The following is a 23,475-nucleotide window of genomic DNA, read 5'->3' as shown; positions in this document are numbered from 1 at the left end:
CTGGGGTAGGGGCCGAGGCTGGTGAGGGCTGGCCGGGTGAGGGGGCGGGCCGAGGTTGGCGGAGGTTGAGGCCGAGACCGAGGCTAGGCCGGCGACCGTCCTCAATAGCCATGTCCTTCGGGGCCTCACGCCGTGCGGGTTGCGGCGAGGGCAGCGGGGCGATGAAAAGTCCAAAACGGCGTCGACCTCGGAGTTTCGATCCGGTGCCAGTCGAGGAGTTTCAGGCTGACGCCGATCGCGGGGCTTTGGGGCGGCGTCGGCCTCGAGGTTTCGATCCGGCGCAGTTGACGGATTCGCACAGGGGCTGAGGATGCGAGGCGACGGTGCGATCGGCGAATTCGCGCAAAAGTCGGGAATGCGAGGTGGCAATGCGGTCGGCACGCTCGTGCAAGGGCCAGGAGTGCGCGACGACGGCGCGCTAGCTGGTCCGCATCAAGATCGGGGGCGCGTGACGGCGGCGTGTTGTCTGGTTGGCATCGAGATTGGGGATGCGAGGAGCCGGCGCGGTCGGCGGGCTCGCGCAGCACAGCGGGGCAGGCCCGCGACGTTCTCCTCGCGCGTGCCTCGCGCTGCCTCACGCGCCTCGTGCGACGTGCGGGTAATGCGGGGATATTCGGGAAGAGCGTCCCGCGCCCGCTCGCATGGCGTATCATACGGGCCATGGCTAACGGATTGACATATGTGCGCAAGACCACCTCTCCCGAAGCGACGAAGCAGCTTGCGGGCACGCTTGCCCCCTATCTGCGCGCAGGCGACGTCATCGTGCTGTCCGGCGACTTGGGCGCGGGAAAGACGCAGTTCGTGCAGGGCGTCGCGGCGGCTCTCGGCGTGCGTGGCCCGGTGACCAGCCCCACTTTCAACATCCTGCTGAGCTATCTCGAAGGGTCGCTGCCGCTGCACCACTTCGACCTGTATCGGCTCGACGATGCCGACGAGCTCGAGGACATCGGGTTCTACGACACACTCGACGCCGACGGCGCGTCGTTCGTGGAGTGGGGGGAGCGGTTCCCCGACGCGCTGCCGTACGGTTACCTAGAGGTGCGCATCACGGTGGACGCCGAGGGCAACCGCGTCGTGCGCGCTCACGCTTTTGGCGACCGGGCGCGCTGCCTGCTCACCGTGTGGGCGAAGGATTCCAAGTCCCGTCTCGTCAAATGCGCGGGAGGGTTTGCGTGATCGGGGAGGATTCGCGTCGCGAAGACGCGTCCGGGCAGGCTCGGCACGTGCTTGCGTTCGACACCGCCAACGAGGTGATCGCCCTCGGCGTGGGCGTGCTGCGTGCCGAAACGCGTTCGATCGAGGTTGCGGCATCGGTGGAAGTCGAAGCGCGCCGGGCGTCGAACACCCAGCTGGTGCCGCGCATCGATGCCGTTCTGTCCGATCTGGGCGTGACGCGCGCGGACATCGCATGCGTGTGCGTGGGGCGCGGGCCGGGGTCGTTCACGGGCGTGCGCATCGCCATGGCCACGGCGAAGGGCATCGCCTCGGCGCTGGGCGTGGGCTTGGTGGGCGTGTCGTCGCTCGACGCGGTGGCGTGGAACGCCCAGGTTGCGGGTGTGCGCGGGCGGCTCGCCGTGGTGGCCGACGCCATGCGCAAGGAGGTGTATCCGGTTCGCTACGTGCTGGACGAGCGCGGCGCGGAGCGCCTTGAGGCCGACCGTGTGGTGAAGGCTGAAGCTGCAGCCGACGAGTTGCGCGCAGGTGCCGCAGGACAGCTGGTGACGGGCGATGCGCTGCGCAAGTACGGCGCGCTGTTCGCCCCATGCGGCGAGGAGTTGGACGAAGCGCTGTGGACGCCGACTGGCCGCGGGCTTTTGCTGGCGCTCGAAGCGGCGTGGCAGACGGGAAAGGCCGATCCTTTCGACGCACGACGGCACGATCCGGCGTTCGCACTGCCGGTGTACACTCGCCTGTCCGACGCCGAGGAGAACGAGCGCATCCGCTTGGCGAAAAACGATCCGAAGAACCTGGTGACGGGCGTGCAGGATGTCGAGGTGCGGCGCGACCAGCGCCCGAGTGCCCGCGATGTCGCCGTGATGAATGCGCGGCCCGACGCCGAGGGCATTACGTACAAGCCGCTCGATGCCGCGCATGCTTGCGCCGTGGCCGCGCTCGAGGCGCAGGTCATGGGGTCGGACGCATGGAGTGAGGCGCTTGTTCTCGACGAGTTGCCGCGTGCCGACCGCATATGGTGGGCGGCCTATGGGGCTCCGGCGGCTTGCTCGCTGCCGGAGCCGAAGTCGGAGTCGGTTGATGCCGCAGCTTCCCGCAGCGTTCGGCCTTGCGGCGATGGCGGGGCTCCCCGCCTCGGCTTTGCCGAGCAGGGTGCGTTCGCTCGGACGCATGGCAAGGGGTCGAGCGGCCCACGAGACTGCTCGATGCGTGCCGAGGCGTGCGGCGCGTTTGCGCCTTCGAGGACTTCGAGCGTTGCGGAAAGTCCCGTGAGCGTTGCGGACGACAAAGCTGGCGGCCCCGTAAGCGCTACGGACAGGCGGGGCGACGTTCCCGCAGCCGTCGCCGACGGCGCGGAGGACGGCTGCGAACTCCAACTTGTGGGCTACGCGGGCGGCTGGGTGGTCGACGGCGGCGTGCAGATCCTCAAGGTGGGCGTGCATCCCGCGTGGCGGCGGCGCGGCATCGCGCGCGAGCTGTTGGCGCGCGTGGCTACCGACGCGCGTGATCTGGGTGCCGCCGTGTGCTCGCTCGAAGTGCGTGCGAGCAACGAGGGCGCGCGGGCGTTCTACGGGGCGCTCGGATTCCGCTCGCTCGGCGCGCGGCCGCGCTACTATTCCGACGGCGAGGACGCGCTCATCCTCGAAGGCCCGCTGCCGCTTGCCGCGCGCGACGTGGCCGGCATGGCGCTCGTGGTGGACGCAGCCTCCCGCGAGCAGGGGCAGTCGGGGGTCGCAGGGGCGGCTTCGCCATGCGAATCGGCGCGAAGTGGCACAGATCGCACTTTGTGCATGGATTCCGAGCCTCGTTCGCTGTCTTCGCAAGGCGAAACCCCAGATCGCGATTTCTCCACTGCCGAATCAACGGGCGAAATCTATGCACAAGACGCGACCTGCGCCACTTCGGGAGAAAAACTGCGCCAGGGAACGCTCGAAGCGCGTTTGTCCGGCGAGGTTTCGCCTCTCGATGCGCCCCGTCCGCTCATCCTCGCCATCGAATCGTCCTGCGACGAGACGGCTGCGGCCATCGTGGACGGCGAGGGCGTTCTTGTGGCCGACGTCGTGGCCTCGCAGATCGACTTCCATGCGCGCTTCGGCGGCGTGGTGCCGGAGATCGCCAGCCGCAAGCACATCGAGGCCATCTGCGGCGTGTGCGACGAATGCCTGGACGCGGCGGCTGCCCGCCTGGGCATGCCCCGCTTGAGCTGGGGCGACCTCGACGCCGTGGCCGTCACTTACGCACCGGGCCTCGTGGGCGCGCTCGTGGTGGGCGTGGCGTTCGCGAAAGGGGCTGCCTGGGCGCAGGACGTGCCGTTCATCGGCGTGAACCACCTCGAGGGCCATCTGTACGCGAACAAGATCGGCGCGCCGGACTTCGCGCCGCCGGCGGTGGTGTCGCTCGTGTCGGGCGGCAACACGATGCTCGTGCATGTGCGCGGCTGGGGCGATTACGTCACGCTCGGTTCCACCATCGACGACGCGGTGGGCGAGGCGTTCGACAAGGTGGCGAAGGCGCTCGGCCTGGGATATCCCGGCGGCCCCGTCATATCGCGCGAGGCGGCGCGCGGAAATCCGGACGCCATCGCGTTCCCGCGCGCGATGATGCATTCGGGCGATCTGCGCTTCTCGCTGTCGGGCCTCAAGACGGCGGTGGTCACCTACATCAACAACGAACGGGCCGCCGGCCGCGTGCTCAACGTGCCCGACATCTGCGCGAGCTTCCAGCAAGCCGTCGTGGACGTGCAGGTGAAGAAGGCCGAAACGGCGCTGCGCCAGACGGGCGCGCCCACGTTCTGCCTGGGCGGCGGCGTGGCGGCGAACCCCGTGCTGCGCGACGCGTACCACGCGCTGTGCGACCGCATGGGCGTGCGCCTCGTGCTGCCTCCCCTGAGCGCGTGCGGCGACAACGCCGGCATGATCGCGCTCGTGGCGCTCGACCGCTATCGCCAAGGGCGCTTCTTCGACCTCGACGCCGACGCCCAGGCGCATACCGACCTCGACGAGCCGTATTAGACGAACCGTAGCAAACTCCGCTTTTCAAGTTCCCTGTTATGCGGGCGGCAACGCACGCCCGTAGTCAGCCGGACGATCAGATTCGGGCGAGCCTCGCTTGTCGGGCGGGAGACGAACAAGGCGCAAAACGAAGCGCCGGCACCCCCGGTGCCGGCGCTCCGCTTCCCCGGAGTTACTTCGCAGCGTCTGCGTTGCGGGTGTTCGTGCCGATGGTCTTGCGCAGCACGAACAGCGTCGCGATCACCAGCACCACGCCGATGGCCAGGCAGATAGGCGCGCTGCGCGTGAAGCCCGCGATGGCGAAGCACACAAACGAGATGGCTCCCACGGTGATGACGTAGGGCAGCTGGGTGTTCACGTGCTCGATGTGGTTCACGTTCGCGCCGGCCGACGCCATGATGGTGGTGTCGGAGATGGGCGAGCAGTGGTCGCCCGCCACGGCGCCCGCCAAGCACGCGGAGATGCCGATGGTCAGAAGCTCGGGCTCGCCCGCGAAGATGGGAAGCACGATGGGGATGAGGATGCCGAACGTTCCCCAGCTGGTTCCCGTGGCGAACGCCAGCCCCCATGCCACGAGGAAGATGATGGCGGGAAGCATGCTGAACAGGCCCGCGGCGGCCCCCTCCATGCAGCCCGACACGAACTCAGCGGCACCCAGCGCGCTGGTCATGCTCTTCAGCGTGAGCGCGAACGTGAGGATGAGGATGGCCGGCACCATGGAGTTGAAGCCCGAGATGATGCAGTCCATGGCGTCTTTGAACTTCACCACGCGGCGCGCGATCAGGTACACGAACGCGAAGACGAGCGCGATGATGGATCCCCACGGCAGCGCCGTGAACGCGTCGGTGCCGCTGAAGGCGATGACGGCGTTCAGGTAGCCTTCCGCTTCGGGATCCCAGAACCCGCCGACGTAGAGCATTCCCACGATGCACAGAACGATGAGCACGAGGATGGGGATGACCATGTCCAGAAGGTGCGCGCGCGTGTTCTCAACCGGCTTGTCGCTGCCGAGCGACCCGAGCTTGCCCTCGCGCAGCGCCGCGAGCTCGCTTTTCGCCATGGGGCCGTAGTCGAAGCCCATGACGACGATGGCCACGACGAACACGAGCGTGAGCAGCGAGTAGAAGTTGAACGGGATGGCGCTGATGAACAGCTGGATGCCGTCGACGTCCAGGTCGGCGGCGACGCCGGACACCGCTGCCGCCCACGAAGACACGGGCGCGATCATGCATATCGGCGCTGCTGTGGCGTCGATGAGGTACGACAGCTTCGCGCGCGACACCCGCTGCGTGTCGGTGACGGGGCGCATGACCGATCCGACGGTCAGGCAGTTGAAGTAGTCGTCCACGAAGATGAGCACGCCCAGCACGAACGTGGCTATTTCCGCGCCGATGCGGCTTCTCACGTTCTTCGCTGCCCACGTGCCGAACGCCGCCGACGCCCCCGTCGCATTGATGAGCGCCACCAAAATGCCCAAGATCACGAGGAACGCGAAAATGCCCGCGCTGTCGGCGATGGAGGGTATAAGCCCAGTGGCCAGGGCATCGTCTTCGGTGCCTCCCGCGGGGATGAACGTGCCGCTGATGATGGCGTCCACGGTGCCGATGGGGTCGAACCCGGTGAGCAAGAGCGCACCCACCACGATGCCGACGAACAGCGAGCTGTAGGCTTCTTTCGTGATGAGCGCAAGAACGATGGCGACGATGGCCGGCACGAGCGCCCAGAAGGTGTTGGCGAACTCCATCTTCCCTTCCTCTCCCTGTTGTGCTGCGAATACGGTTCGTCCTCGGCGTTGTGCCGCGGGCATGGCTCGGCAGGAAAGGAGATTCGCGCGAAACCATGACAGCACTCCGCTCTGCGACAGTGCGCAGGATGTTCTCCTGCACCCCAGGGTCGAGCGGTCGGAAACCCGCAAGGCCCTTCGGCGGCATTCCCTTTCGCTTCGCGCTTTCCGTCGCTTTCCGAAGGTACTGATGAAGGCCGCGCCTCTGTCATGTTGACGACGCCATTATAAGGGCGATGTTCGGCGAGGAAGGGAAGGGCTGCGTGGCCGGTTCAAAGCGGGACGTGTTCGGCTCGGATGGGCTCGGACGGACTCGGATGGATGGGTGTCCGACGGGACATGCGGGCGAATGGGGCAGCCGCGTCCGTCGCGTTTCCGAGCCCCCCCCCTGCGTCGGACGGGGCCGGAGCGTGCCGCCGCTGGCCCGACGGAGGAGGGGGAGCGCCCCCCGGCCAGTCCAGGTGATCGAACCGACCGGCCAGCCCAGGCGGCCAATCGGTCCGACCAACCCCGCCCAGCTCAGACGGCCGATCAGTCCGGCCAGCCCAGGCAGCCGGCCGATCCGGCCAACCCCGCCCAGCCAGCCCGGGCGGTTGGACGGTCCGACCAGCCGCTGCCCAGCCAGCGAAAGGGGTGGTTTCTGGCGGGTTTTGACGGGAAACCGCCTTCGCTCGGGGCCCATGAGGGAAAGTCAGCGAAGAGGGAATGAGCCGACCAGGGGATACTCCTGATCGGAGCCGCGGGAAGTGCGAAGGAGGCCGAATCTCTCAGCGTAAAAGGCAGTTTTCCGTCAAAACCCGCCAGAAACTCCGACTGTCTCTGTCAAGCCAGGATTGACAGAGGCCGGGTCGGCCCGCCGCGCGCGGAACGCCCAGGCGCCTCGGAAGCCCCCGATCCGTCAGGCGGGGCCTTGTGGGGCCCCGACCGGAGGGGTCCGGCTCGGAGCTGGAAGAACATGGGTTCGTGTCAACCCTGGTTTGACAGAGGTGCCCGCGCCGAGCGCCGCCGACGGGTTCGAAGGGCCGGCAACCGAGCCATGGAGGCCGGGCCCCGGTGGCGCGGGGTGGAGCATCCTGCGGTCGACCGCTTTGCGCAGGGAGGGACGGAGATGCCGGGGACGGGGGCAGGGGCGGGCGCGAGCGCGGGCGCGAGCCTCTGCCCCCGCTCCCAGCCCTTGGCCTCTCTTAATCCCTTCTTAATGCAGGGAACGTTTCCTTAACGCCTCGCTTGCGCCCTTCTTTCTATCCTATACGTCTGCGGTGGCGTCTCTGTGCGTTCGCGCGAGCGCACAGGGGCCGAGCAGCCAGCCTGGACAGGTTGGGCCGCCGCGCTCAAGGCTCCGTGCAAGCGTTGGGCATTCCCCTTGGGGAGCGCTTGCACGGAGCCCGTGGAGGACTGAGTCAAAGGAAAGGAAACCGATGGAATTCGTAACCGGCTTCGTCGGCGGATTGAGCGTGATCGTCACGTTCTATCTGTTCTACGTGCTGCTCAAGGGGGGTGACGAGCGATGATGGACGAACTGCTTGAATACGGCGTGTACGTGGCGCTGCTCGTGGCGCTGGCCATCCCGCTGTCCGCGTACATCAACAAGGTGATGGCGGGCGAGAAGACGCCGCTCTCTCGCGTGTTGGTTCCTGTCGAGAACGTGGTGTACAAGTGCATCCGCGTCGATAAGAACGAGGACATGGGCTGGAAGAAGTACCTGGCGAACACGCTGGTGTTCTCCATCTTCTCGCTGGTGGGTCTGACCGCCATCCTCATGCTGCAGGGCTTTCTGCCTTTCAACCCGGAAGGGCTTCCGGGCCAGAGCTGGCATCTGGCGTTCAACACGGCTTCCAGCTTCGTCACCAACACGAACTGGCAGTCCTATAGCGGCGAGAGCTCGCTGAGCTACTTCTCGCAAGCCATCGGCCTGACCGTGCAGAACTTCGTGACGCCGGCTGTGGGCATCGCAGTGCTGTTCGCGCTGTTCCGCGGTTTGGTGAGCGAGGGTCATCTGGGGCTGGGCAACTTCTTCGTGGATGTGACCCGCGCCGTGCTGTTCATCCTCATCCCGCTGTCGCTCGTGGTGACGATGATCGACGTGTGGCAGGGCTCTCCGCAGAACCTCAACGACTACGAGTCGGTGCAACTGCTCGAGCCGGTGGGCGTTGACGAAGAAGGCAACATCGTGGATGCCGACGATCCTGCCGCCGTGGAGACGGTGGACGAGGCCACGGTGCCGATGGGCCCGCAGGCCAGCCAGGTTGCCATCAAGCAGCTCGGCACGAACGGCGGCGGCTACAACGGCGTGAACTCGGCCAGCGCGCTCGAGAACCCCACGCCGCTCACCAACCTCGTGGAATGCCTGTCGCTGCTGCTCATCCCGGTGGCGTGCGTGTTCTGCTTCGGCCGCTACGTCATGGATCGCCGTCAAGGGCGCGCCGTGTTCGCGGCTATGTTCGTCGTGTTCCTGGTGTCCCTCGTCATCGTGGGCGTATGCGAGCAGATGGGCACGCCTCAGCTGGCGGCTGACGGCCAGGTGTACATGGGCACCGACGGCCAGTCCGGCGGCAACATGGAAGGCAAGGAGACGCGCTTCGGCGTGACCGACTCGGCGCTGTGGGCGACGTTCACCACGTCTGCCTCGAACGGCGCAGTGAACTCCATGCACGACAGCTACACGCCTTTGGGCGGCATGATCCCCATCATCCTGATGGCGCTCGGCGAGGTGATCTTCGGCGGCGTGGGTTGCGGCCTGTACAGCATGCTGGGCTTCGTGATCCTCACGGTGTTCATCGCCGGCCTCATGGTGGGTCGCACGCCCGAATGGCTGGGCAAGAAGATCGGCCCGAAGGAGATGCGCATGGCGGTTATCCTGTGCATCACCACGCCGCTTCTGATCCTTGTGGGCAGCGCCGTGATGTGCCTCGATCCGGCCACGGTGGACAGCCTGAACAACCCGGGCGCCCACGGCTTCTCCGAGGTGCTGTACGCGGCCACGTCGGCTGGTGGCAACAACGGCTCGGCCTTCGCCGGCTTCAACGCCAACACCCCGCTCATCAACGTGGTGCTGGGTCTTGAAATGCTGGCGAACCGCTTCATTCCCATCGTGGCGGTGTGCATCCTGGCGGGCAGCCTGTGCACGCGTCCGAAGGTGGCGGTGAGCGCCGGAACGCTGTCCACGTGCAATACCCAGTTCGTGTTCCTGCTCATCCTGATGGTGCTCCTTGTCGGTGCGCTCACGATGTTCCCCGCGCTTGCGCTGGGTCCGGTCGCCGAGCATCTGATGATGGTGCTGTAGGGAGGCAGGTGAGAGAAAGATGACGACTACTCCTATGAAAGACATGGCAATGAGCTCGCTTGCCAAGCGCGCGGTGTTCGATGCGTTCGTGAAGCTGAAGCCTCGCGAGCAGGCCAAGAACCCCGTCATGCTCATGGTCTACATTTCGGCCATCCTGACGCTCGCCCTGTTCGTGCTGTCGCTGTTCGGCATCGCCGACGCGCAGCCCGGATTCATCATCGCCGTTTCGGTGGTGCTGTGGCTTACGGTGCTGTTCGCGAACTTCGCGGAAGCCATCGCCGAGGGCCGCGGCAAAGCGCAGGCCGACGCCTTGCGCGCCGCCAAGCGCGACGTGATGGCCCACAAGCTCAACGAGGGCCTCGTGGCCAAGGGCGCGCATGCCGACGACCCGGCTGAGTTCTTCCGCATCCAGGCCGAAGAGGTGAACTCGGCCATCCTCAAGAAGAAGGATCTGTTCTTCGTTGCGGCGAACGAGCAGATCCCCGCCGATGGCGAGATCGTCATGGGCGCCGCCTCGGTGGACGAGAGCGCCATCACGGGCGAGTCCGCCCCGGTCATTCGCGAGGCGGGCGGCGACCGCTCGGCTGTGACCGGCGGCACCACGGTGCTGTCGGACTGGATCGTGGTGCGCGTGACGGCCGATGCCGGCCATAGCTTCCTCGACCAGATGATCGCCATGGTGGAGTCGGCTGCGCGCAAGAAGACGCCGAACGAGATCGCGCTTGAGATCCTGCTCATCGCGCTCACCATCGTGTTCCTCATCGTGTCGGTGTCGCTGTTCACCTACAGCGCGTTCGGCGCGGGTCAGGCCGACATGTCGAACCCCACCACCATCACCTCGCTCGTGGCCCTGTTCGTGTGCTTGGCGCCCACCACCATCGGCGCTTTGCTCTCGGCCATCGGCATCGCCGGCATGAGCCGCCTCAACCAGGCGAACGTGTTGGCCATGAGCGGTCGCGCCGTGGAGGCTGCGGGCGACGTGGACGTGCTTTTGCTCGACAAGACCGGCACCATCACGCTGGGCAACCGCCAGGCGTCCGAGTTCATCCCGGTGGACGGCGCCACCGAGCGCGAGGTGGCCGACGCTGCCCAGCTGGCCAGCCTCACCGACGAGACGCCCGAGGGCCGCAGCATCGTGGTGCTGGCGAAGGAGCGCTTCGACATTCGCGCCCGCGTGCTGGAAGGCTCCGGCATGGTGACCATCCCGTTCACGGCGCAGACGCGCATGAGCGGCGTGGACTTCGACGGCCACGAGATCCGCAAGGGCGCGGCCGATGCCGTCAAGGACTACGTGGAGGCCCATGGCGGCATGTACAGCTCCGAGTGCGCCAAGGCGGTGGAGGACATCTCCCGCGCGGGCGGCACCCCGCTGCTCGTGACGCGCGATCACCGCATCCTGGGCGTGGTGTATCTGAAGGACATCGTGAAGCAGGGCATCAAGGAGAACTTCGCCGACCTGCACACGATGGGCATCAAGACGGTCATGATCACGGGCGACAACCCCATGACGGCTGCCGCCATCGCCGCCGAGGCCGGCGTGGACGACTTCATCGCCGAGGCCACGCCCGAGACGAAGCTTGCGGCCATTCGCCAGTACCAGGCCGAGGGCCACATGGTGGCCATGACCGGTGACGGCACGAACGACGCGCCGGCGTTGGCTCAGGCCGACGTGGCCGTGGCCATGAACAGCGGCACGCAGGCGGCGAAAGAGGCCGGCAACATGGTCGACCTCGATTCCAGCCCCACGAAGCTGCTCGACATCGTGCGCATCGGCAAGCAGCTGCTCATGACGCGCGGCAGCCTGACGACGTTCTCCATCGCCAACGACGTGGCGAAGTACTTCGCCATCATCCCGGCGCTGTTCGTCCCGCTGTATCCCGAGCTCGAGGCGCTCAACATCATGCACCTCACGAGCCCGCTTACGGCCATCATGTCGGCGGTCATCTACAACGCGCTCATCATCGTGGCGCTCATCCCGCTGGCGCTCAAGGGCGTGAAGTACCGCGAGGCCACCTCGCAGAGCCTGCTCACCCGCAACCTGCTGGTGTACGGCTTGGGCGGCATCGTGTTGCCGTTCATCGCCATCAAGCTGCTCGACATGCTGATCACCCTGATGGGCATCGCATAGGGAACAACGTGGTCCCGCTGTCGCCGCGAACGCGCGGCGGCAGCGGGCGCAAGAAAGGATTCATGACATGAAACAGGCGAAGACATGGGGAAGCGGGCTTCTGTTCTTCCTCGTGATGACGGTCATCACCGGCGTCATCTACACCGCCGTGTGCACGGGCATCGCCCAGCTGGTGTTTCCCTACCAGGCGAACGGCTCCATCATCGAGGTTGACGGTGTGAAGTACGGCAGCGAGCTCGTGGGCCAGCAGTTCACCGACGAAGATCATATGTGGGGCCGCGTGATGAGCCCGAGCACGGGCACGTTCACCAACGACGAGGGCGAGGACGTGCTGTGGTACGGCGCTTCGAACCTGAGCCCGGCTGGCGAGGATTTCGCGGCTGGCGTGCAGGAGCGCATCGACGAGATCCATGCGGCGCATCCCGAGAAGGGCGACGAGCCCATCCCGAGCGACCTCGTGACGAACTCCGGCAGCGGCTTCGACCCGCACATCTCGCCCGCAGCGGCCGAGTACCAGGTGGAGCGCTTGGCGAACAACACCGGCAAGAGCGAGGACGAGATCCGCGCCATCATCGAGAAGTGCACCGAGCAGCCGCAGTTCGGCATCTTGGGCGACGCGCGCGTGAACGTGCTCAAGGTGAACCTCATGCTGGACGGCATCCTGCCGGTCGAATAACGCGTGCCATTGCGTTTTGCGTCGGATAGGGCGCATGCAGACGATTTGCCGCATGCGCAGAAAAGCTGACTGCGAGCGCGATGAGAGGTGTGTTCGCAAGCGAAACCATGCGTGGGCGCCTTCGGGCGCTCGCGCGCTTTCGACGACATGATATGATAGAAGGCGGCAGAACGGGGCGACGCGGGAAGCGTCGCCCTTCGGCCTGTTGACGATGGGAAGGCAACGATGACCGAGACGAGTTACGGCGACTTCGAGCTGCGCCGCGATCCCGATGCGATCCTCAAGCAGATCGTCGAGGCCGAGGCGGCTGAAGGCGACACGCGCGGGAAGCTCAAGATATTCTTCGGCTATGCGGCGGGCGTCGGCAAAACCTACGCCATGCTGGAAGAGGCCCATGCCGTGCGGGACAAGGGCTTCGACGTGGTGGCGGGCTACATCGAGCCGCACACGCGCGCCGACACCATGGCCCTGCTCGACGGCTTGGAGCAGATCCCGCCGCTCGAGGTGAAGCACCGCGGCATCAAGCTGCGCGAGTTCGATCTTGACGCGGTGCTCAAACGCCGTCCGCAGATCGTGCTCGTGGACGAGTTCGCCCACACGAACGCTCCGGGCAGCCGTCACAAGAAGCGCTATCAAGACGTCGAGGAGCTTTTGCGCGCGGGCATCAACGTGTTCACCACCGTGAACGTGCAGCATCTTGAAGGCTTGAACGACAAGATCGCCTCCATCACGCACGTCAGCGTGGCCGAGCGCATCCCCGACCGGGTGTTCGACGAGGCCGCGTCCGTGGAGCTGGTGGACATCGAGCCGGACGACCTCATCGAGCGCTTGGAGGCCGGCAAGATCTACGTGCCCGACCGGGCCCGCACGGCGCTCGGCAACTTCTTCACGCAGAAGAACCTGGCGGCCTTGCGCGAGATCGCGCTGCGCCGCATGGCCGACCGTCTCACGCGCAAGGCCGAGCATGCCGAGACGGGCAAGCGCACCCGTGCGAGCGAGGACGTGCTCGTGTACGTGACGCACGACTCCGGCATCGTGAAGGCCATCCGCACCGCGGCGAACATGGCCGAGTCGTACCACGGGGCGCTCACGGCGGTCGTGGTGGAGTCCTCGCGTTCCAAGCGTTTGAGCAACGAGCAGCGCGGGCAGTTGCGCTCGAACGTCGATTTGGCAGAAGAGCTGGGCGCGCATGTGGTCACGCTTTTCGGCGACGACATCGCCCAGCAGATCGCCCAATACGCAGAATCGGCTGGCATCACGCACATCGTGGTGGGCAACGCCATGAGCCCGCGAACGGTTGCGATCGGGCGCGAGGGGTTGGTGAGCCGCCTCATGAAGCTCGCGCATGGCGCGGTGGTCGACGCCGTGCCCATCAAGGACCTGCCTGCACAATACGGTCGGTTGCGCGAGGCCACGGGATTCCATCCCACGGCGGGGGACGTATGGAAGGCGCTCGGGTCGGTGGCGCTTGCCACGGCGGTGGGTCTTGGCGTCTACAGCATCGGCCTGTCGAACTCGGTCGTGCTCATGCTGTACCTCATCGTGGCGCTGCTCATCGCCACGAAGGCCGACGGGTTCCTTTACGCCATCGTCGTGGCGCTGGGCAGCACGCTCGCGTACAACTTCTTCTTCACGGTGCCGCGGTTCACCTTCAACGCCTACGGGTTGAACTACCCGTTCATCTTCGCGTTTTTGCTGATGGGGACGCTTGTGGCCTCGACGCTCGCCGTGCGCATGAAGCGTCAGGCCGAAAGCACCGCGCGTCGGGCGTACCGCATGGAAGTGCTGCTTGAGTCCAGCCGCCGCTTGCAGGCGGCCAACGATCTTCCCACCTGCTTCCGTTCTACCGCCGAGCAAGTGATCAAGCTGTTGAACCGTCCGGTGGTCATGTATCGCCTCGATGACGAGGGGCACCTGCTCCCTCCCGAGGTGCACGATGTTCCGGGCACGTCGGGGGGAGACGCCTCGTCGGACAAGCTGACTTCTCCCGAGGAGGCCGGCGTGGCGGCGTGGGTGGCTTCGAACAGCGAGCGTGCGGGCGCGACCACCGACACACTCTTGAACGCCCGGTGCCTGTATCTTCCCATCCGCTCGAAGGACGCCGTGTTCGGGGTGGCGGGCATCGCCATCGACGGAGACGACGACGATTTCGGCGCGTTCGAGAAGAACCTGCTGCTCATGATCTTGGACGAATGCGGGCAAACCGCCGAGCAGATCGCCTTCGCCAACGAGCGGCGCAGCATGGAGATGCGCGTGGAGAAGGAAACGCTGCGCTCGAACTTGCTGCGCACCATCTCGCATGATCTGCGCACGCCGCTCACCAGCATTTCGGGTGATGCGGACATCCTTTTGCACGACGACGGCGTGCTCACGCAGGAGCAGAAGGAGGGCATGTACCGCGACATCCACGACGACGCGCGTTGGCTGGTGACGCTGGTGGAGAACTTGCTGTCCATCACGCGCATCGACAACGGCACCATGCAGATCGCCCAGCAGCCCGAACTGGTGAGCGAGGTTGTTCACGAGGCGCTTCTTCATGTCGACCGACGGGCGAGCGCGCGTCGCGTCGACGTGCTGATCGAAGACGACCTGCTGATGGCGGTCATGGACGCGCGCCTGATCGTGCAGGTGATCATCAACCTGGTGAACAACGCCGTGTCCTATACGCCGGTGGAGGGGCGCATCACGGTGTCGGCGCGCGAAGAGCGTTTGGGGGGCGGCGGTTCGCGCGTGCGCATCGCGGTCGCCGACGAGGGTCCCGGCATTTCTGAGGAGGATCGCGAGCACATCTTCGATCTGTTCTACAATGGTTCCACCGGCAAGCCGAGCGGGAAAAGCGGCGACTTCAAACGCGGCATGGGTTTGGGGCTGTCGCTGTGCCGTTCCATCGTGGAGGTGCACGGCGGTACGCTCGAGGTGCGCAACGCGCCTCCGCATGGGTGCGTGTTCTCCTTCACGCTGCCGGCAGTTGATGCGAACGCGCTGATGAGCGAGGCGCGTCGGCAGGATGAAGGGAGGACGGAGGAAGCGCGTGGCTGACGGATACCGGATACTCGTGGTCGAGGACGACGCGGCTGTGCGTCGTTTGGTCACAACGACGCTCAACGTGCATGGGTACGCGGTGCACGAGGCGAAGACGGCTTCCCAAGCGCTGTTGGAGCTGTCGTCGCAAGCGCCCGACTTGGCCATCCTCGATTTGGGATTGCCTGACGGCGACGGCGTGAGCGTTATCCGCACGCTGCGGGAGTGGTCGTCGCTGCCGGTGATCGTGCTGTCCGCGCGCCTCGAGGATGCCGACAAAGTGGCGGCCCTCGATGCCGGTGCCGACGATTATCTGGTGAAGCCGTTCTCCGTAGAGGAGTTGCTTGCGCGCGTGCGCGTGGCGCTGCGTCGCCTCGACCGCGAGCGCGCGCTTGCGGGAGGCCCCGAGGAGGCGGTCTACGAGAACGGCGCGCTGCGCATCGACTACGCCGCCGCCTGCGTGACGCGCGACGGCGAGGAAGTGCACCTCACGCCGTCGGAGTACAAGCTGCTGTGTCTGCTCGCGCGCAACACCGGCAAGGTGCTCACGCACAACTACCTTCTGAAAGAAGTGTGGGGCAGCGCGCTCGCCTCCGACCGCTCGTCGCTGCGCGTGTTCATGGCCACGCTGTGCAAGAAGATCGAGCCCGACCCCGCCAGCCCCGTCTACCTGCAAACCCACGTCGGCGTGGGCTACCGCATGCTCAGGGTGGAGTAGGCCGGCCGCTGGCTCGATGGCCGGCGGCCGACGCGGCTGGTGCGGCGCCGATGTGCGCTGGGGGCGGGGCGACGGCGATGGCATCCGGCGATGGGGCAGCGTGCTTACGGAGGGGCGGCGGCGCGGCTGGTGCGCGCTGGGGGGGCGAGTGCGGTTGGCGCGATGGCCCGCGGTGGCCGACGCGATGCGCGGTCGGCGCGGCTGATGCGGCGGTGCGGTGACGATGCGCGTCCGGCGATGGGGAAGCGCGCTCGCGGAGGGGTGCATGGCGACCGCATTTTGGGCAGGGCGGCGTGGTGCGCGCCGATCCGGTCTGCTCTCAAGGCGGGCGAGGCCGAGTCTGCGTTTTCGACAGGGTGGGGGGTGTTTTCTTCCATGTGAGATCGTCGCATGCCTTTCGGCTCTTTCGTGGCTGTCCGTCTCGGGTGATTCCCGCTTCTGGCGCGGTTTCGCGCGGCAAGGCGATGGCGAGGTCATGCCTGGGCGCACCTGACGCTCGCTTTGGCGCGCCGGATTGCGTGCGTGCCGTTTCGCTTGCGCCGTCGCGCCGTCGCGCCAAGCGAATTTGACGAAATGCCGGGGATATTTGCTTCAACGCAAGCTTCCAATCGGCGAGAATAGTGCTCGATGGAACAATTGCGAAAGGGCGGCGCATGCTTGGCGAAAAGCTTATGAAGTTGCGGAAGAAGCAGGGGATGAGCCAACAAGAGGTGGCGTCCGAATTGGGCGTGACGCGGCAGACCGTCTCCCATTGGGAATGCGATCAGGGCGCGCCGTCGCTCGACAAAGCGGTCGGCCTTGCCCGCCTGTACGGCGTGAGCCTCGATGATCTGGCAGCTGACGAGGTGGAGGTGATAGTGGCCGATGCGCCGCCCGAAGGCTCAAGGCGGCGCGATGCGCATGTGCTGCGCCACCTTGAAGGAGAGCGCTGCCGTATCTGCTATCGGACCCCCTGCGATGATGTCATGGGGATCATAAAGTCCGCTTCGATGCCCGACAAAGTGCGCGTGTTGAGCGTCGGCGACGGCTGGCTGCGCGTCGAACACGATCTGGGCGCTGGCTTGCTCCGGTCGAAAAAGGAAACGGCGGTGCGGCTCATCGACATCGACCTGATCGACAGCGTGCTTGCTTGGCCGCCCGACGATGACGATGACGACGAGGAGGAGCCTTCGGCTTCGGAGGAGGAGGCGTCATGAGCGAGTTGCTGCTGATCGTCATCATCGTGCAGCTTGGCTTCGTGCTCAGCAGGCTGCCCAGGAAAAGCAAGCCTTCCGAGGAGGTTTTCGCCGAGCAATGGGAGCGAGAAAGGAAGGAGAACGCCGCACTCGTCGCCTCCCAACTGCGCGGCCTGCGCCTCTGTCCGTGCCTGTTCACGTTTTGGCTGCCGGCGAGCATCTTTTCCGATGCTGGTTCGGCGAGCATGGAGGGGCGCGGCGTCGTCATCGACTCCGACGATGAATGGGTGCTCATCGAGTGTTCTGCCCCGTTCGGCGCCAAAGGCGCCGTGCAGCGCTTGTTCCGCATCGAGGACATCAAGTCGGTCGCAGAAATCGTCAGGTGATCCCGCCTTGCCGGCCCTTCTTTCGGAAGAGCCGGCAAGGCAGAGATCTACTCGGCCAGCCAATGCGCGGTACGTGCCGAACGTGAGAAGTGGATGTCGTGCAGCATCACCAGTTCGCCGTCAAACGTGTACAGCACCGTATAGAGGATTGATCGGTACTCGAACGTGAAACGCCGCCGCGCCTTGCCCGTTCGCGGGTACGCTTCGGGGAACAAGCGCACCGTGGCAAGCGCGCATTGCAGCGCATTATCAAACTCGCCTAAAGCGTTGTAATCGTCGTAGAGGAAGTGCAGGTTTCTCGTGATGTCGATATGGGCCTCGTTAAAGCTTGGCGCGTACGCTATCGGGAACATGGCCGCCCCCAATTCTCCCGAGGGTAATCGCGCTTGAGGCGATCCCACTCCTCCTGGGCTTGCGCCTGAATCTCCTCCCAGGTGTACGTGACTCCCGTGCGCGCGATCTCCGCTTCGGAGGCGTCCACGACGGCGTCGCAGTACGCGTCGTAGGCGCGTTGCTCGTCAATGGACATGCCGAGGGACGTCAGGAACGGATCCGGCTGGAACTCTGCCATGTTCTCACCTCCTTCGACGGCGACGACGCGGGCATGCTCGTATGTGACGTGTGCCATACATCCTCCCACCTTTGGGCGCACCCCATTGCGGGCGCACCCGTTCGTTCCCTGGCTTCGAGGATCTTGCAAGCGTTGCGTCAGGCTGAAGGGGAACACCTTCGCCTCTTCGGACTGCGCGAGATGCGCAGCGCTTGCACTGGCTCGTTTGAATACGCCTATACTATCATACGAACATATGTATGTAAAGAGGAAATCTCAACTCGCAACCTTGCACATGCGATCAAGGCCGCTCGGCAAACTTCCATTCGGGGAATGCCCGTCTCGTATCGAGCGCCGTATGTTACCGCTCCTCCGGCTTTCTCGCCACGTGCACGGCAGCTATGCCGCCGGTGTAGTTCTTCCAGGTCACGTTCGTGAAGCCGGCCTCCTCCATCAGGTTCGCCAAGCCCTGCTGGTCGGGAAACGCCTTGATGGAGCGCGCCAGGTACACGAAACCCTCGCGGTCGCCGGTGATGAGGCCGCCCCAGAACGGGATGAGGTGCTTGAGGTAGAAGTGGTAGAGCGCGCGCCACGCGTAGTTCGGCGGCGTGGAGAATTCGAGGCACACAAGCGCGCCACCGGGTTTCAGCACGCGCCGCATCTCTGCCAGCGCGCGGGGACGGTCGGGCATGTTGCGGATGCCGTAAGCCATGGTGACGACATCGTACGACGCATCGGGGTAGGGGATGTCCTGCGCGTCCACCACTTCAAAGTCCACCGGCACCTCGCCCGCCGCGCCGTCGGCGTAGTGGGCGCGCGCCACGTCGAGCATCTCGGGCACAAGGTCGGTGCACTGAATGTGGCGGGGCCGTTTCGCACGCGCTGTGGCGAAGGTCACATCGCCGGTTCCCCCTGCGATGTCGAGCACGTTCGCGTCCTCACCGATGGGCGCTTGGCGCATCATGCCCGCAAGCCATGCCCGGTACGCGCCGAAGCTCGATACGGCGTTGAAGCGCTCGTACTTCTTCGCGATGGTCGAGAATATTCCCTTCACGCGCTCGGACGAGAGGTCCGCGGGCGCTTCCTTGCCGGTGGCGGTGTCGATGCTCACAGGGCGCTCCATCAGGTAAAGATGATCGGTCGGTTGTCGAGTTTCCAGTATAGCGCGACGTTTTGGGGAGTTGGATGCGATCCCATCGGTTCTCCTCAGTCGGTTGGATGCGGCATGCGGCGTGGAGAGGTGCTTCTGCGCTTGGCTGGTTTTGGCGTGGGCGTCTCGGGCGCGTTGCTGGACGGATGCGATGGGCGCGCACGGTGTGCGGCGCGCGATCGGCCAGCGCCCGGGAAGCGTGCGTTGGTGGCGGTTTTTGACGGAAAACCGCGTTCGTTGCGGGGGAGTTCGTGAAGCGGAAAGGGAACCTGCTATAGCGACCAGCGGAAATGCCGACAGCACGAAGCGTCTTGGCCGCTCGAACCCGTTCAGCGCCATGAGAAAACGCGGTTTTCCGTCAAAACCCGCCACGAAGCAAGGGCGTCCCTGTCAAACCAAGATTGCTATAGGCCGGATCGGCCCCGCCGCGCGCGGACCGCCCAGACGCCTCGGAAGCCCCCGATCCGTCAGGCGGGGGCCTTTCGGGGTGCCCGACCGGAGGGGTCCGGCTCGGAACTAGCAGGGCACGGGTTCGTGTCAATCCTGATTTAGCAGAGACGCAAGGGCGTTCGCGCGCTGCGTCGGGTTGGGACGCCGTGCTGCGTTGGAATGGAGCGTCGCTTCGGGTCGAGCCGGGATGCCGCGATGTGCCGGACTGCGCCGGACCGAGATGCCGTATCGAGCTGGAACAGGAGGTGGGGCAGCGCGACCTGGCGGGATGCTGTACGAAATCGAGACGGGGCGGGGTGGACGCGGCGCTGCACTGGGGCGTCTCGCCGGGATCGCGCAAACTGGACGCCGTGCCGCGTCGGATCGGGACGTTGTGCCAGTTCAGGACGAAATGAGATGGGAACGGTGCATTATGCCGTTCCAGAATACCGGCGAGCTTGGCGACCGTGCCGGCTCGCCGCGGCCGCCTTCGGTGCCGTCATCCTCGCGGCTTGCGGTCGCGCAGCTTCTCCAGCTTGCGGGCATCGCGTGCGCCTCCGCGTCCGCCGGCTCCCTTGAAGCCCCGTGCGTCGCGCGCCGCCGCCTTCGCGCTCGCTCCGGCGGCACTCCCCGCGCCTTCGCGCGCGGCCAGCTCTGCGCGCTCGCGCTCCTCGGCCATCATCTGCTCCAGCAGCGGATCGCGCTCCGCGGTGCGTGCCGCCTCCGCGCGGATGGCCGCCGCCTCGCCCACGCCCACGGCGGTGCCGGCGCGTCCGGCCTCCAGCTGGGCGTTCTCGGCCGAGAAGGCCGCGTTCGTGTTCGCCTCCGAGAATCCGGGTGCCACCACGCTGCCGAATGCCGCCACTTGCGCGCCGCCCTCGTCGGCAAGCGCTCGTCCGTCGCCCATGCCGTCGGTCGCCATGCCCTTGAACGTGCAGTTCGGCGTGCCGTCGGCGTTCCAGGCGGGCGAGAGCGTGCCGCTTTCCTGGTCGGGATAGGGAAAGGCGCTCGCCGCGGGCCGCCACTTTCCAGTCAGCTTCGCCAGCGCGTTCGCGGGCTCGTTTGAAAGCCAGAGCTTCGCCAGGTGCTTCGCATGCGTGGGCTTCACATCGAACGCCCAGTTCAACTCCGACTTCTCGGCCACGGTGCTCTCGGAAAGCCGCTCGAACTCCTCCTTGAGCGCCGCCAGCCGCGCGTCGATGCGCCCGGTGCCGTTGCGCAGCACGTCGTCCAAACGGTTCATCTGCTCGCGCGCTTGGCGGATGCGCGCGTCCACGCCGGCGGCCATGCCCGCGTCCAAGATGCCGTGCTCGCCCTTGATGCGGTTGATGTCCAGCGCCGCGTCGTAGGTGGCGTCCACCATCTCGTCGGCGCTCATGTAGGTGCTCTCGTAGTTCATGATGTGCTTCCACGAGGGTAGGATCATGCGCTCGCGATGCTCCTCGAACGTGCGGGCGCGCAGACGGTAGCCGTAGGCTTCGGGGTTGTCGAACGCAATGGATCCCACGTCCAGAAACGGCGCCATCGGGCTGGTCAGCACCACGAGGCGCGGGTCGTAGTTCACGCGCTCGTACAAATGCTGCACGTAGGCGCCTGTCTCGCGCACGCTGGCCGCGGTCTGCTTGGGGATGCCCGTCATGAAGTACAAATCGAACCGCTCGCAATTCTCGTGCGACAGTGCGTCGACGATGGTTTCCTCCAGCTCGGCCATGGTGTAGTGGCCCTTGCCGAACGCCTTGCGCACCTCGTCGTTGTGGCTTTCGGCCGATATCTCCACCGACCAGTTGCCCAGATTGTCGTCGAGCAATTGGTAGAACTCGTCGCCACCCGGCGGCGGCCCGAAGAACTCGAACCCGATGGGGTTCTGCACCTTGTTCTTGAGGCCCGTGATGAAGCGGTGCGTGTACTCCTCGCCGGCTTGCAGAAAGTCGTTCAGCACGAAGATGGGCCCCCAAATGTGCTCCTGCACGTGCTCGATGTCGCGGATGAGCAGGTCGGGGTCGCGCCATGCCACGCGGCGGCGTCCGAAGTGGTTCTTGAACGCGTAGGCGCTGCCGCCGCAGGTGGCGCAGTTGCGCGCGCAGCCGCGGCAGGTGAGGCTGGCCGTCACGGGGTAGGAAAGCCAACCTTTCATGGGCAGGTAGCTCGTCATGTCGTGGTGACGCAGCACGCCCTTCATGGGATAGTCGTAGTCGAGTGAGATGGCGTTCATGTCGTCGGGCACCCACGACAGCGGGTTAATGTGGATGGTTCCCTCGGCGTCTTTCCAGGTGAGATTGGGGATGTCCGACAGATCGCCCACCGGCGTGTGCGTCTTGGCCGCCCGCGCCACGCGCTCCACCAGCATGCGCATGGGCTCTTCGGTGGAATCGCCGCGAAACACGTAGTCTATGCAGTCGTACTTGATCAGATCCTCGTGGAAGATCGACGAGGACAGCCCGCCGAACGAGATGGGCACGTGCGGGTGCAGCCGCTTGAGCACCTTCGCCACCTCCACGGAGCCGTGGCAGTGCGGCATCCAGTGCAAATCGATGCCGAACATGTGCGAGCTCAGCCGTGCGAGGTTCTTCTCCACGTCGAAGTTCTTCTTGTGCAGCATCATCGACGCCAGGTTGTAGATGCGCGCGCGCAACCCGTGGCGCTCCAAGTACTCGCAGAGCGTGGTGAGGCCCAGGGGGTACATCTCGAAGATGGGCGTGGACGGCACCATGTCCGACACCGGGCCGTACATGATGGAACGCTCGCGGAAGTCGTAGGTGGCGGGCGCGTGGATGTAGGTCATATCGAGCGTTTGCATGATAGCGGCGAGTATACCACGACCGTTTTGCCGCCGCCGCTTCGCGGCGATTCCGGTTTGGGGAGTTTCGTCGATTTCTGCAAGGATTTTCGTTTGGCGAACGGTTTTGCCGCTTTTGATGGCACTTGGGATTCCGTTGCGCTTGTGCGGAATGGTGCTATCCGATCTTTTCTCTCCGGCTTTCTTTCGCTTCGCGTCTTGGGCCATCAAAACCGTTCGTCAAACGAGAACCCTTGCAGCGAAAAGGCGATGTCTCTGTCAACGGCGGTTTGACTGCGGATCCTCCATGTTCGATGCAAAATGTGCCGGATTGCTGCTGAAAACGAAGGGGGAGCGGTCCCTTTGGCCTCGAAGCCGCATCGGCCTTGCGCGTCCGGTTCCCAGCGGCCTGGAAGACGTTGCGAAGAGCCGAATGGCTTGCGCGAGGCTTTCGCCCTGCCGGTAACGATCTGCCGAGTATTGCACGATGGGAAGACTGTCCGCTGCCGGACTGGGGCCGAAGCGGTCCGGGGTACCGCGACCTGGGCTTCGAACTCCGGGCTTTACGCGGGCAGATGGTCGATGACGGCCGCGTTTGGGACAGGTCGGTCGGCGCGTCCGATGCCGCGCGGCGTGCGTGTCGGCGCGCAGAAGCCTGTTGCCCATCCGCTCCGGTCTTCTTCTCGCGGGCAGTCTGCGGGGAGGGGCGGTTTGCGCCGCATGATCCACGGGCGCGCCTTCCCGACCGTTCTCCCATGGGCGGTGGTGCGACGCGTGCGCGAAAACGGCCCGATTTTGGCCACCAAACCGAGTTCTGGCACGGATCGGCCCCTTCAGGCGCGCGTCCGAAAATCGCGACCTGGCCTTTTGCCGGGGACGCCCTCCGCAAGGGCTCCCGAACGCCTCTTTTTCGTGCCAGAACGCGGTTTCGTGGCCAAAATCGGGCCGTTTCGTCGTCGGCTCCGGTTCAACGGCGATGGGCGATTGCCGTGCATGGTGCGTTGGCGGGGCGTTTTGCCGAGACCGCTGTTCAGGGGGGGCAGGGGGACTGCTGCGGAAAAGGCGCGCGGATGCCGAATCGTTGTGGACGGGAAACCCTCTGCTCGCAGATGAGGCCGTCATGTGCGGCGGCATGGGGCGCTTCCGAATTCCGAATTCGAGGGCGTTTCGTCCAGGATGCTTGGGGGCGGGATGCTTTGCCCGTGCTGTTCGGAGG

15 protein-coding genes and 1 riboswitch are annotated in these 23,475 nt (G+C 65.7%); of the genes, 10 read left to right on the top strand and 5 right to left on the bottom strand.

The window, feature by feature from the left end:
* Nucleotides 1-660: 660 nt before the first annotated feature.
* A complete protein-coding gene (gene tsaE / locus C2L80_RS08480; RefSeq protein ID WP_191382536.1) occupies nt 661-1,176 on the top strand; it encodes a tRNA (adenosine(37)-N6)-threonylcarbamoyltransferase complex ATPase subunit type 1 TsaE in 516 nt (171 codons plus the stop codon).
* On the top strand, nt 1,173-4,184 hold the full coding sequence (tsaD, locus tag C2L80_RS14360; protein WP_239938844.1) for a tRNA (adenosine(37)-N6)-threonylcarbamoyltransferase complex transferase subunit TsaD: 3,012 nt from the start codon (nt 1,173-1,175) through the stop codon (nt 4,182-4,184). Before tsaE ends, tsaD begins: the two co-directional genes overlap by 4 nt.
* Before the next feature lie 172 nt (nt 4,185-4,356).
* Here tsaD and C2L80_RS08460 read toward each other — a convergent pair whose 3' ends face one another.
* On the bottom strand, nt 4,357-5,928 hold the full coding sequence (locus C2L80_RS08460) for a Na+/H+ antiporter NhaC family protein (protein WP_103263011.1): 1,572 nt from the start codon (nt 5,926-5,928) through the stop codon (nt 4,357-4,359).
* A 91-nt stretch (nt 5,929-6,019) separates the two neighbouring features.
* Nucleotides 6,020-6,183, bottom strand: a riboswitch (Lysine riboswitch).
* A gap of 1,291 nt (nt 6,184-7,474) precedes the next feature.
* Between C2L80_RS08460 and kdpA the strand changes: the two genes are divergently transcribed.
* From kdpA to C2L80_RS08420, 7 genes are all read left to right on the top strand, one after another.
* Nucleotides 7,475-9,250 carry a potassium-transporting ATPase subunit KdpA gene (gene kdpA, locus C2L80_RS08450; RefSeq protein WP_087198180.1) on the top strand — a complete coding sequence of 592 codons (1,776 nt, stop codon included), beginning with the start codon at nt 7,475-7,477 and terminating at the stop codon, nt 9,248-9,250.
* Nucleotides 9,251-9,284: 34 nt separating this feature from the next.
* Complete coding sequence (gene kdpB / locus C2L80_RS08445; protein WP_193602631.1) at nt 9,285-11,378, top strand: potassium-transporting ATPase subunit KdpB; 2,094 nt, start codon at nt 9,285-9,287, stop codon at nt 11,376-11,378.
* 67 nt (nt 11,379-11,445) lie between these two features.
* Nucleotides 11,446-12,054, top strand: a complete 609-nt coding sequence (gene kdpC / locus C2L80_RS08440) for a potassium-transporting ATPase subunit KdpC (RefSeq protein WP_092197047.1) — start codon at nt 11,446-11,448, stop codon at nt 12,052-12,054.
* Between the two features lie 225 nt (nt 12,055-12,279).
* On the top strand, nt 12,280-15,093 hold the full coding sequence (locus C2L80_RS08435) for a sensor histidine kinase (RefSeq protein WP_087198173.1): 2,814 nt from the start codon (nt 12,280-12,282) through the stop codon (nt 15,091-15,093).
* Complete coding sequence (locus C2L80_RS08430; protein WP_103263008.1) at nt 15,086-15,793, top strand: response regulator; 708 nt, start codon at nt 15,086-15,088, stop codon at nt 15,791-15,793. The genes C2L80_RS08435 and C2L80_RS08430 overlap by 8 nt, the downstream gene beginning before the upstream one ends.
* A 653-nt stretch (nt 15,794-16,446) precedes the next feature.
* Complete coding sequence (locus C2L80_RS08425; protein ID WP_103263007.1) at nt 16,447-16,989, top strand: helix-turn-helix transcriptional regulator; 543 nt, start codon at nt 16,447-16,449, stop codon at nt 16,987-16,989.
* Nucleotides 16,986-17,354 (top strand): hypothetical protein, encoded by a 369-nt coding sequence (locus C2L80_RS08420; RefSeq protein WP_092197519.1) that lies wholly within the window; start codon nt 16,986-16,988, stop codon nt 17,352-17,354. Before C2L80_RS08425 ends, C2L80_RS08420 begins: the two co-directional genes overlap by 4 nt.
* 47 nt (nt 17,355-17,401) lie before the next feature.
* Here the strand turns inward: C2L80_RS08420 and C2L80_RS14355 are convergent, their stop codons facing one another.
* The 4 genes from C2L80_RS14355 to C2L80_RS08400 form a co-directional block, all read right to left on the bottom strand.
* Complete coding sequence (locus tag C2L80_RS14355) at nt 17,402-17,707, bottom strand: DNA-directed RNA polymerase subunit beta (RefSeq protein ID WP_224758788.1); 306 nt, start codon at nt 17,705-17,707, stop codon at nt 17,402-17,404.
* The gene (locus tag C2L80_RS08410) at nt 17,695-17,982 is read right to left on the bottom strand and encodes a GMP synthase (protein WP_224758787.1); all 288 of its coding nucleotides are present in this window, start codon (nt 17,980-17,982) and stop codon (nt 17,695-17,697) included. Before C2L80_RS08410 ends, C2L80_RS14355 begins: the two co-directional genes overlap by 13 nt.
* A 283-nt stretch (nt 17,983-18,265) precedes the next feature.
* Nucleotides 18,266-19,015 carry a class I SAM-dependent methyltransferase gene (locus tag C2L80_RS08405; protein ID WP_092197521.1) on the bottom strand — a complete coding sequence of 250 codons (750 nt, stop codon included), beginning with the start codon at nt 19,013-19,015 and terminating at the stop codon, nt 18,266-18,268.
* A 967-nt stretch (nt 19,016-19,982) separates the two neighbouring features.
* Complete coding sequence (locus C2L80_RS08400; protein ID WP_157941044.1) at nt 19,983-22,265, bottom strand: TIGR04190 family B12-binding domain/radical SAM domain protein; 2,283 nt, start codon at nt 22,263-22,265, stop codon at nt 19,983-19,985.
* Here C2L80_RS08400 and C2L80_RS13890 point away from each other — a divergent pair.
* The gene (locus tag C2L80_RS13890; RefSeq protein WP_157941043.1) at nt 22,251-22,553 is read left to right on the top strand and encodes a hypothetical protein; all 303 of its coding nucleotides are present in this window, start codon (nt 22,251-22,253) and stop codon (nt 22,551-22,553) included. The two genes, C2L80_RS08400 and C2L80_RS13890, sit on opposite strands and share 15 nt — an antisense overlap.
* Nucleotides 22,554-23,475 lie beyond the last annotated feature (922 nt).

The organism is Rubneribacter badeniensis (genome assembly GCF_002899695.1).
Lineage (GTDB): Bacteria > Actinomycetota > Coriobacteriia > Coriobacteriales > Eggerthellaceae > Rubneribacter > Rubneribacter badeniensis.
This window is presented reverse-complemented; position numbering and strand designations above follow the sequence as displayed.

What these genes read in the sequence shown, in the direction of transcription:
- tsaE (WP_191382536.1), top strand. Translation starts at nt 661, where the DNA reads ATGGCTAACGGATTGACATATGTGCGCAAGACCACCTCTCCCGAAGCG.
- C2L80_RS08460 (WP_103263011.1), bottom strand. Translation starts at nt 5,928, where the DNA reads ATGGAGTTCGCCAACACCTTCTGGGCGCTCGTGCCGGCCATCGTCGCC.
- kdpA (WP_087198180.1), top strand. Translation starts at nt 7,475, where the DNA reads ATGATGGACGAACTGCTTGAATACGGCGTGTACGTGGCGCTGCTCGTG.
- kdpB (WP_193602631.1), top strand. Translation starts at nt 9,285, where the DNA reads ATGAAAGACATGGCAATGAGCTCGCTTGCCAAGCGCGCGGTGTTCGAT.
- kdpC (WP_092197047.1), top strand. Translation starts at nt 11,446, where the DNA reads ATGAAACAGGCGAAGACATGGGGAAGCGGGCTTCTGTTCTTCCTCGTG.
- C2L80_RS08435 (WP_087198173.1), top strand. Translation starts at nt 12,280, where the DNA reads ATGACCGAGACGAGTTACGGCGACTTCGAGCTGCGCCGCGATCCCGAT.
- C2L80_RS08425 (WP_103263007.1), top strand. Translation starts at nt 16,447, where the DNA reads ATGCTTGGCGAAAAGCTTATGAAGTTGCGGAAGAAGCAGGGGATGAGC.
- C2L80_RS08420 (WP_092197519.1), top strand. Translation starts at nt 16,986, where the DNA reads ATGAGCGAGTTGCTGCTGATCGTCATCATCGTGCAGCTTGGCTTCGTG.
- C2L80_RS14355 (WP_224758788.1), bottom strand. Translation starts at nt 17,707, where the DNA reads ATGTTCCCGATAGCGTACGCGCCAAGCTTTAACGAGGCCCATATCGAC.
- C2L80_RS08410 (WP_224758787.1), bottom strand. Translation starts at nt 17,982, where the DNA reads ATGGCACACGTCACATACGAGCATGCCCGCGTCGTCGCCGTCGAAGGA.
- C2L80_RS08400 (WP_157941044.1), bottom strand. Translation starts at nt 22,265, where the DNA reads ATGACCTACATCCACGCGCCCGCCACCTACGACTTCCGCGAGCGTTCC.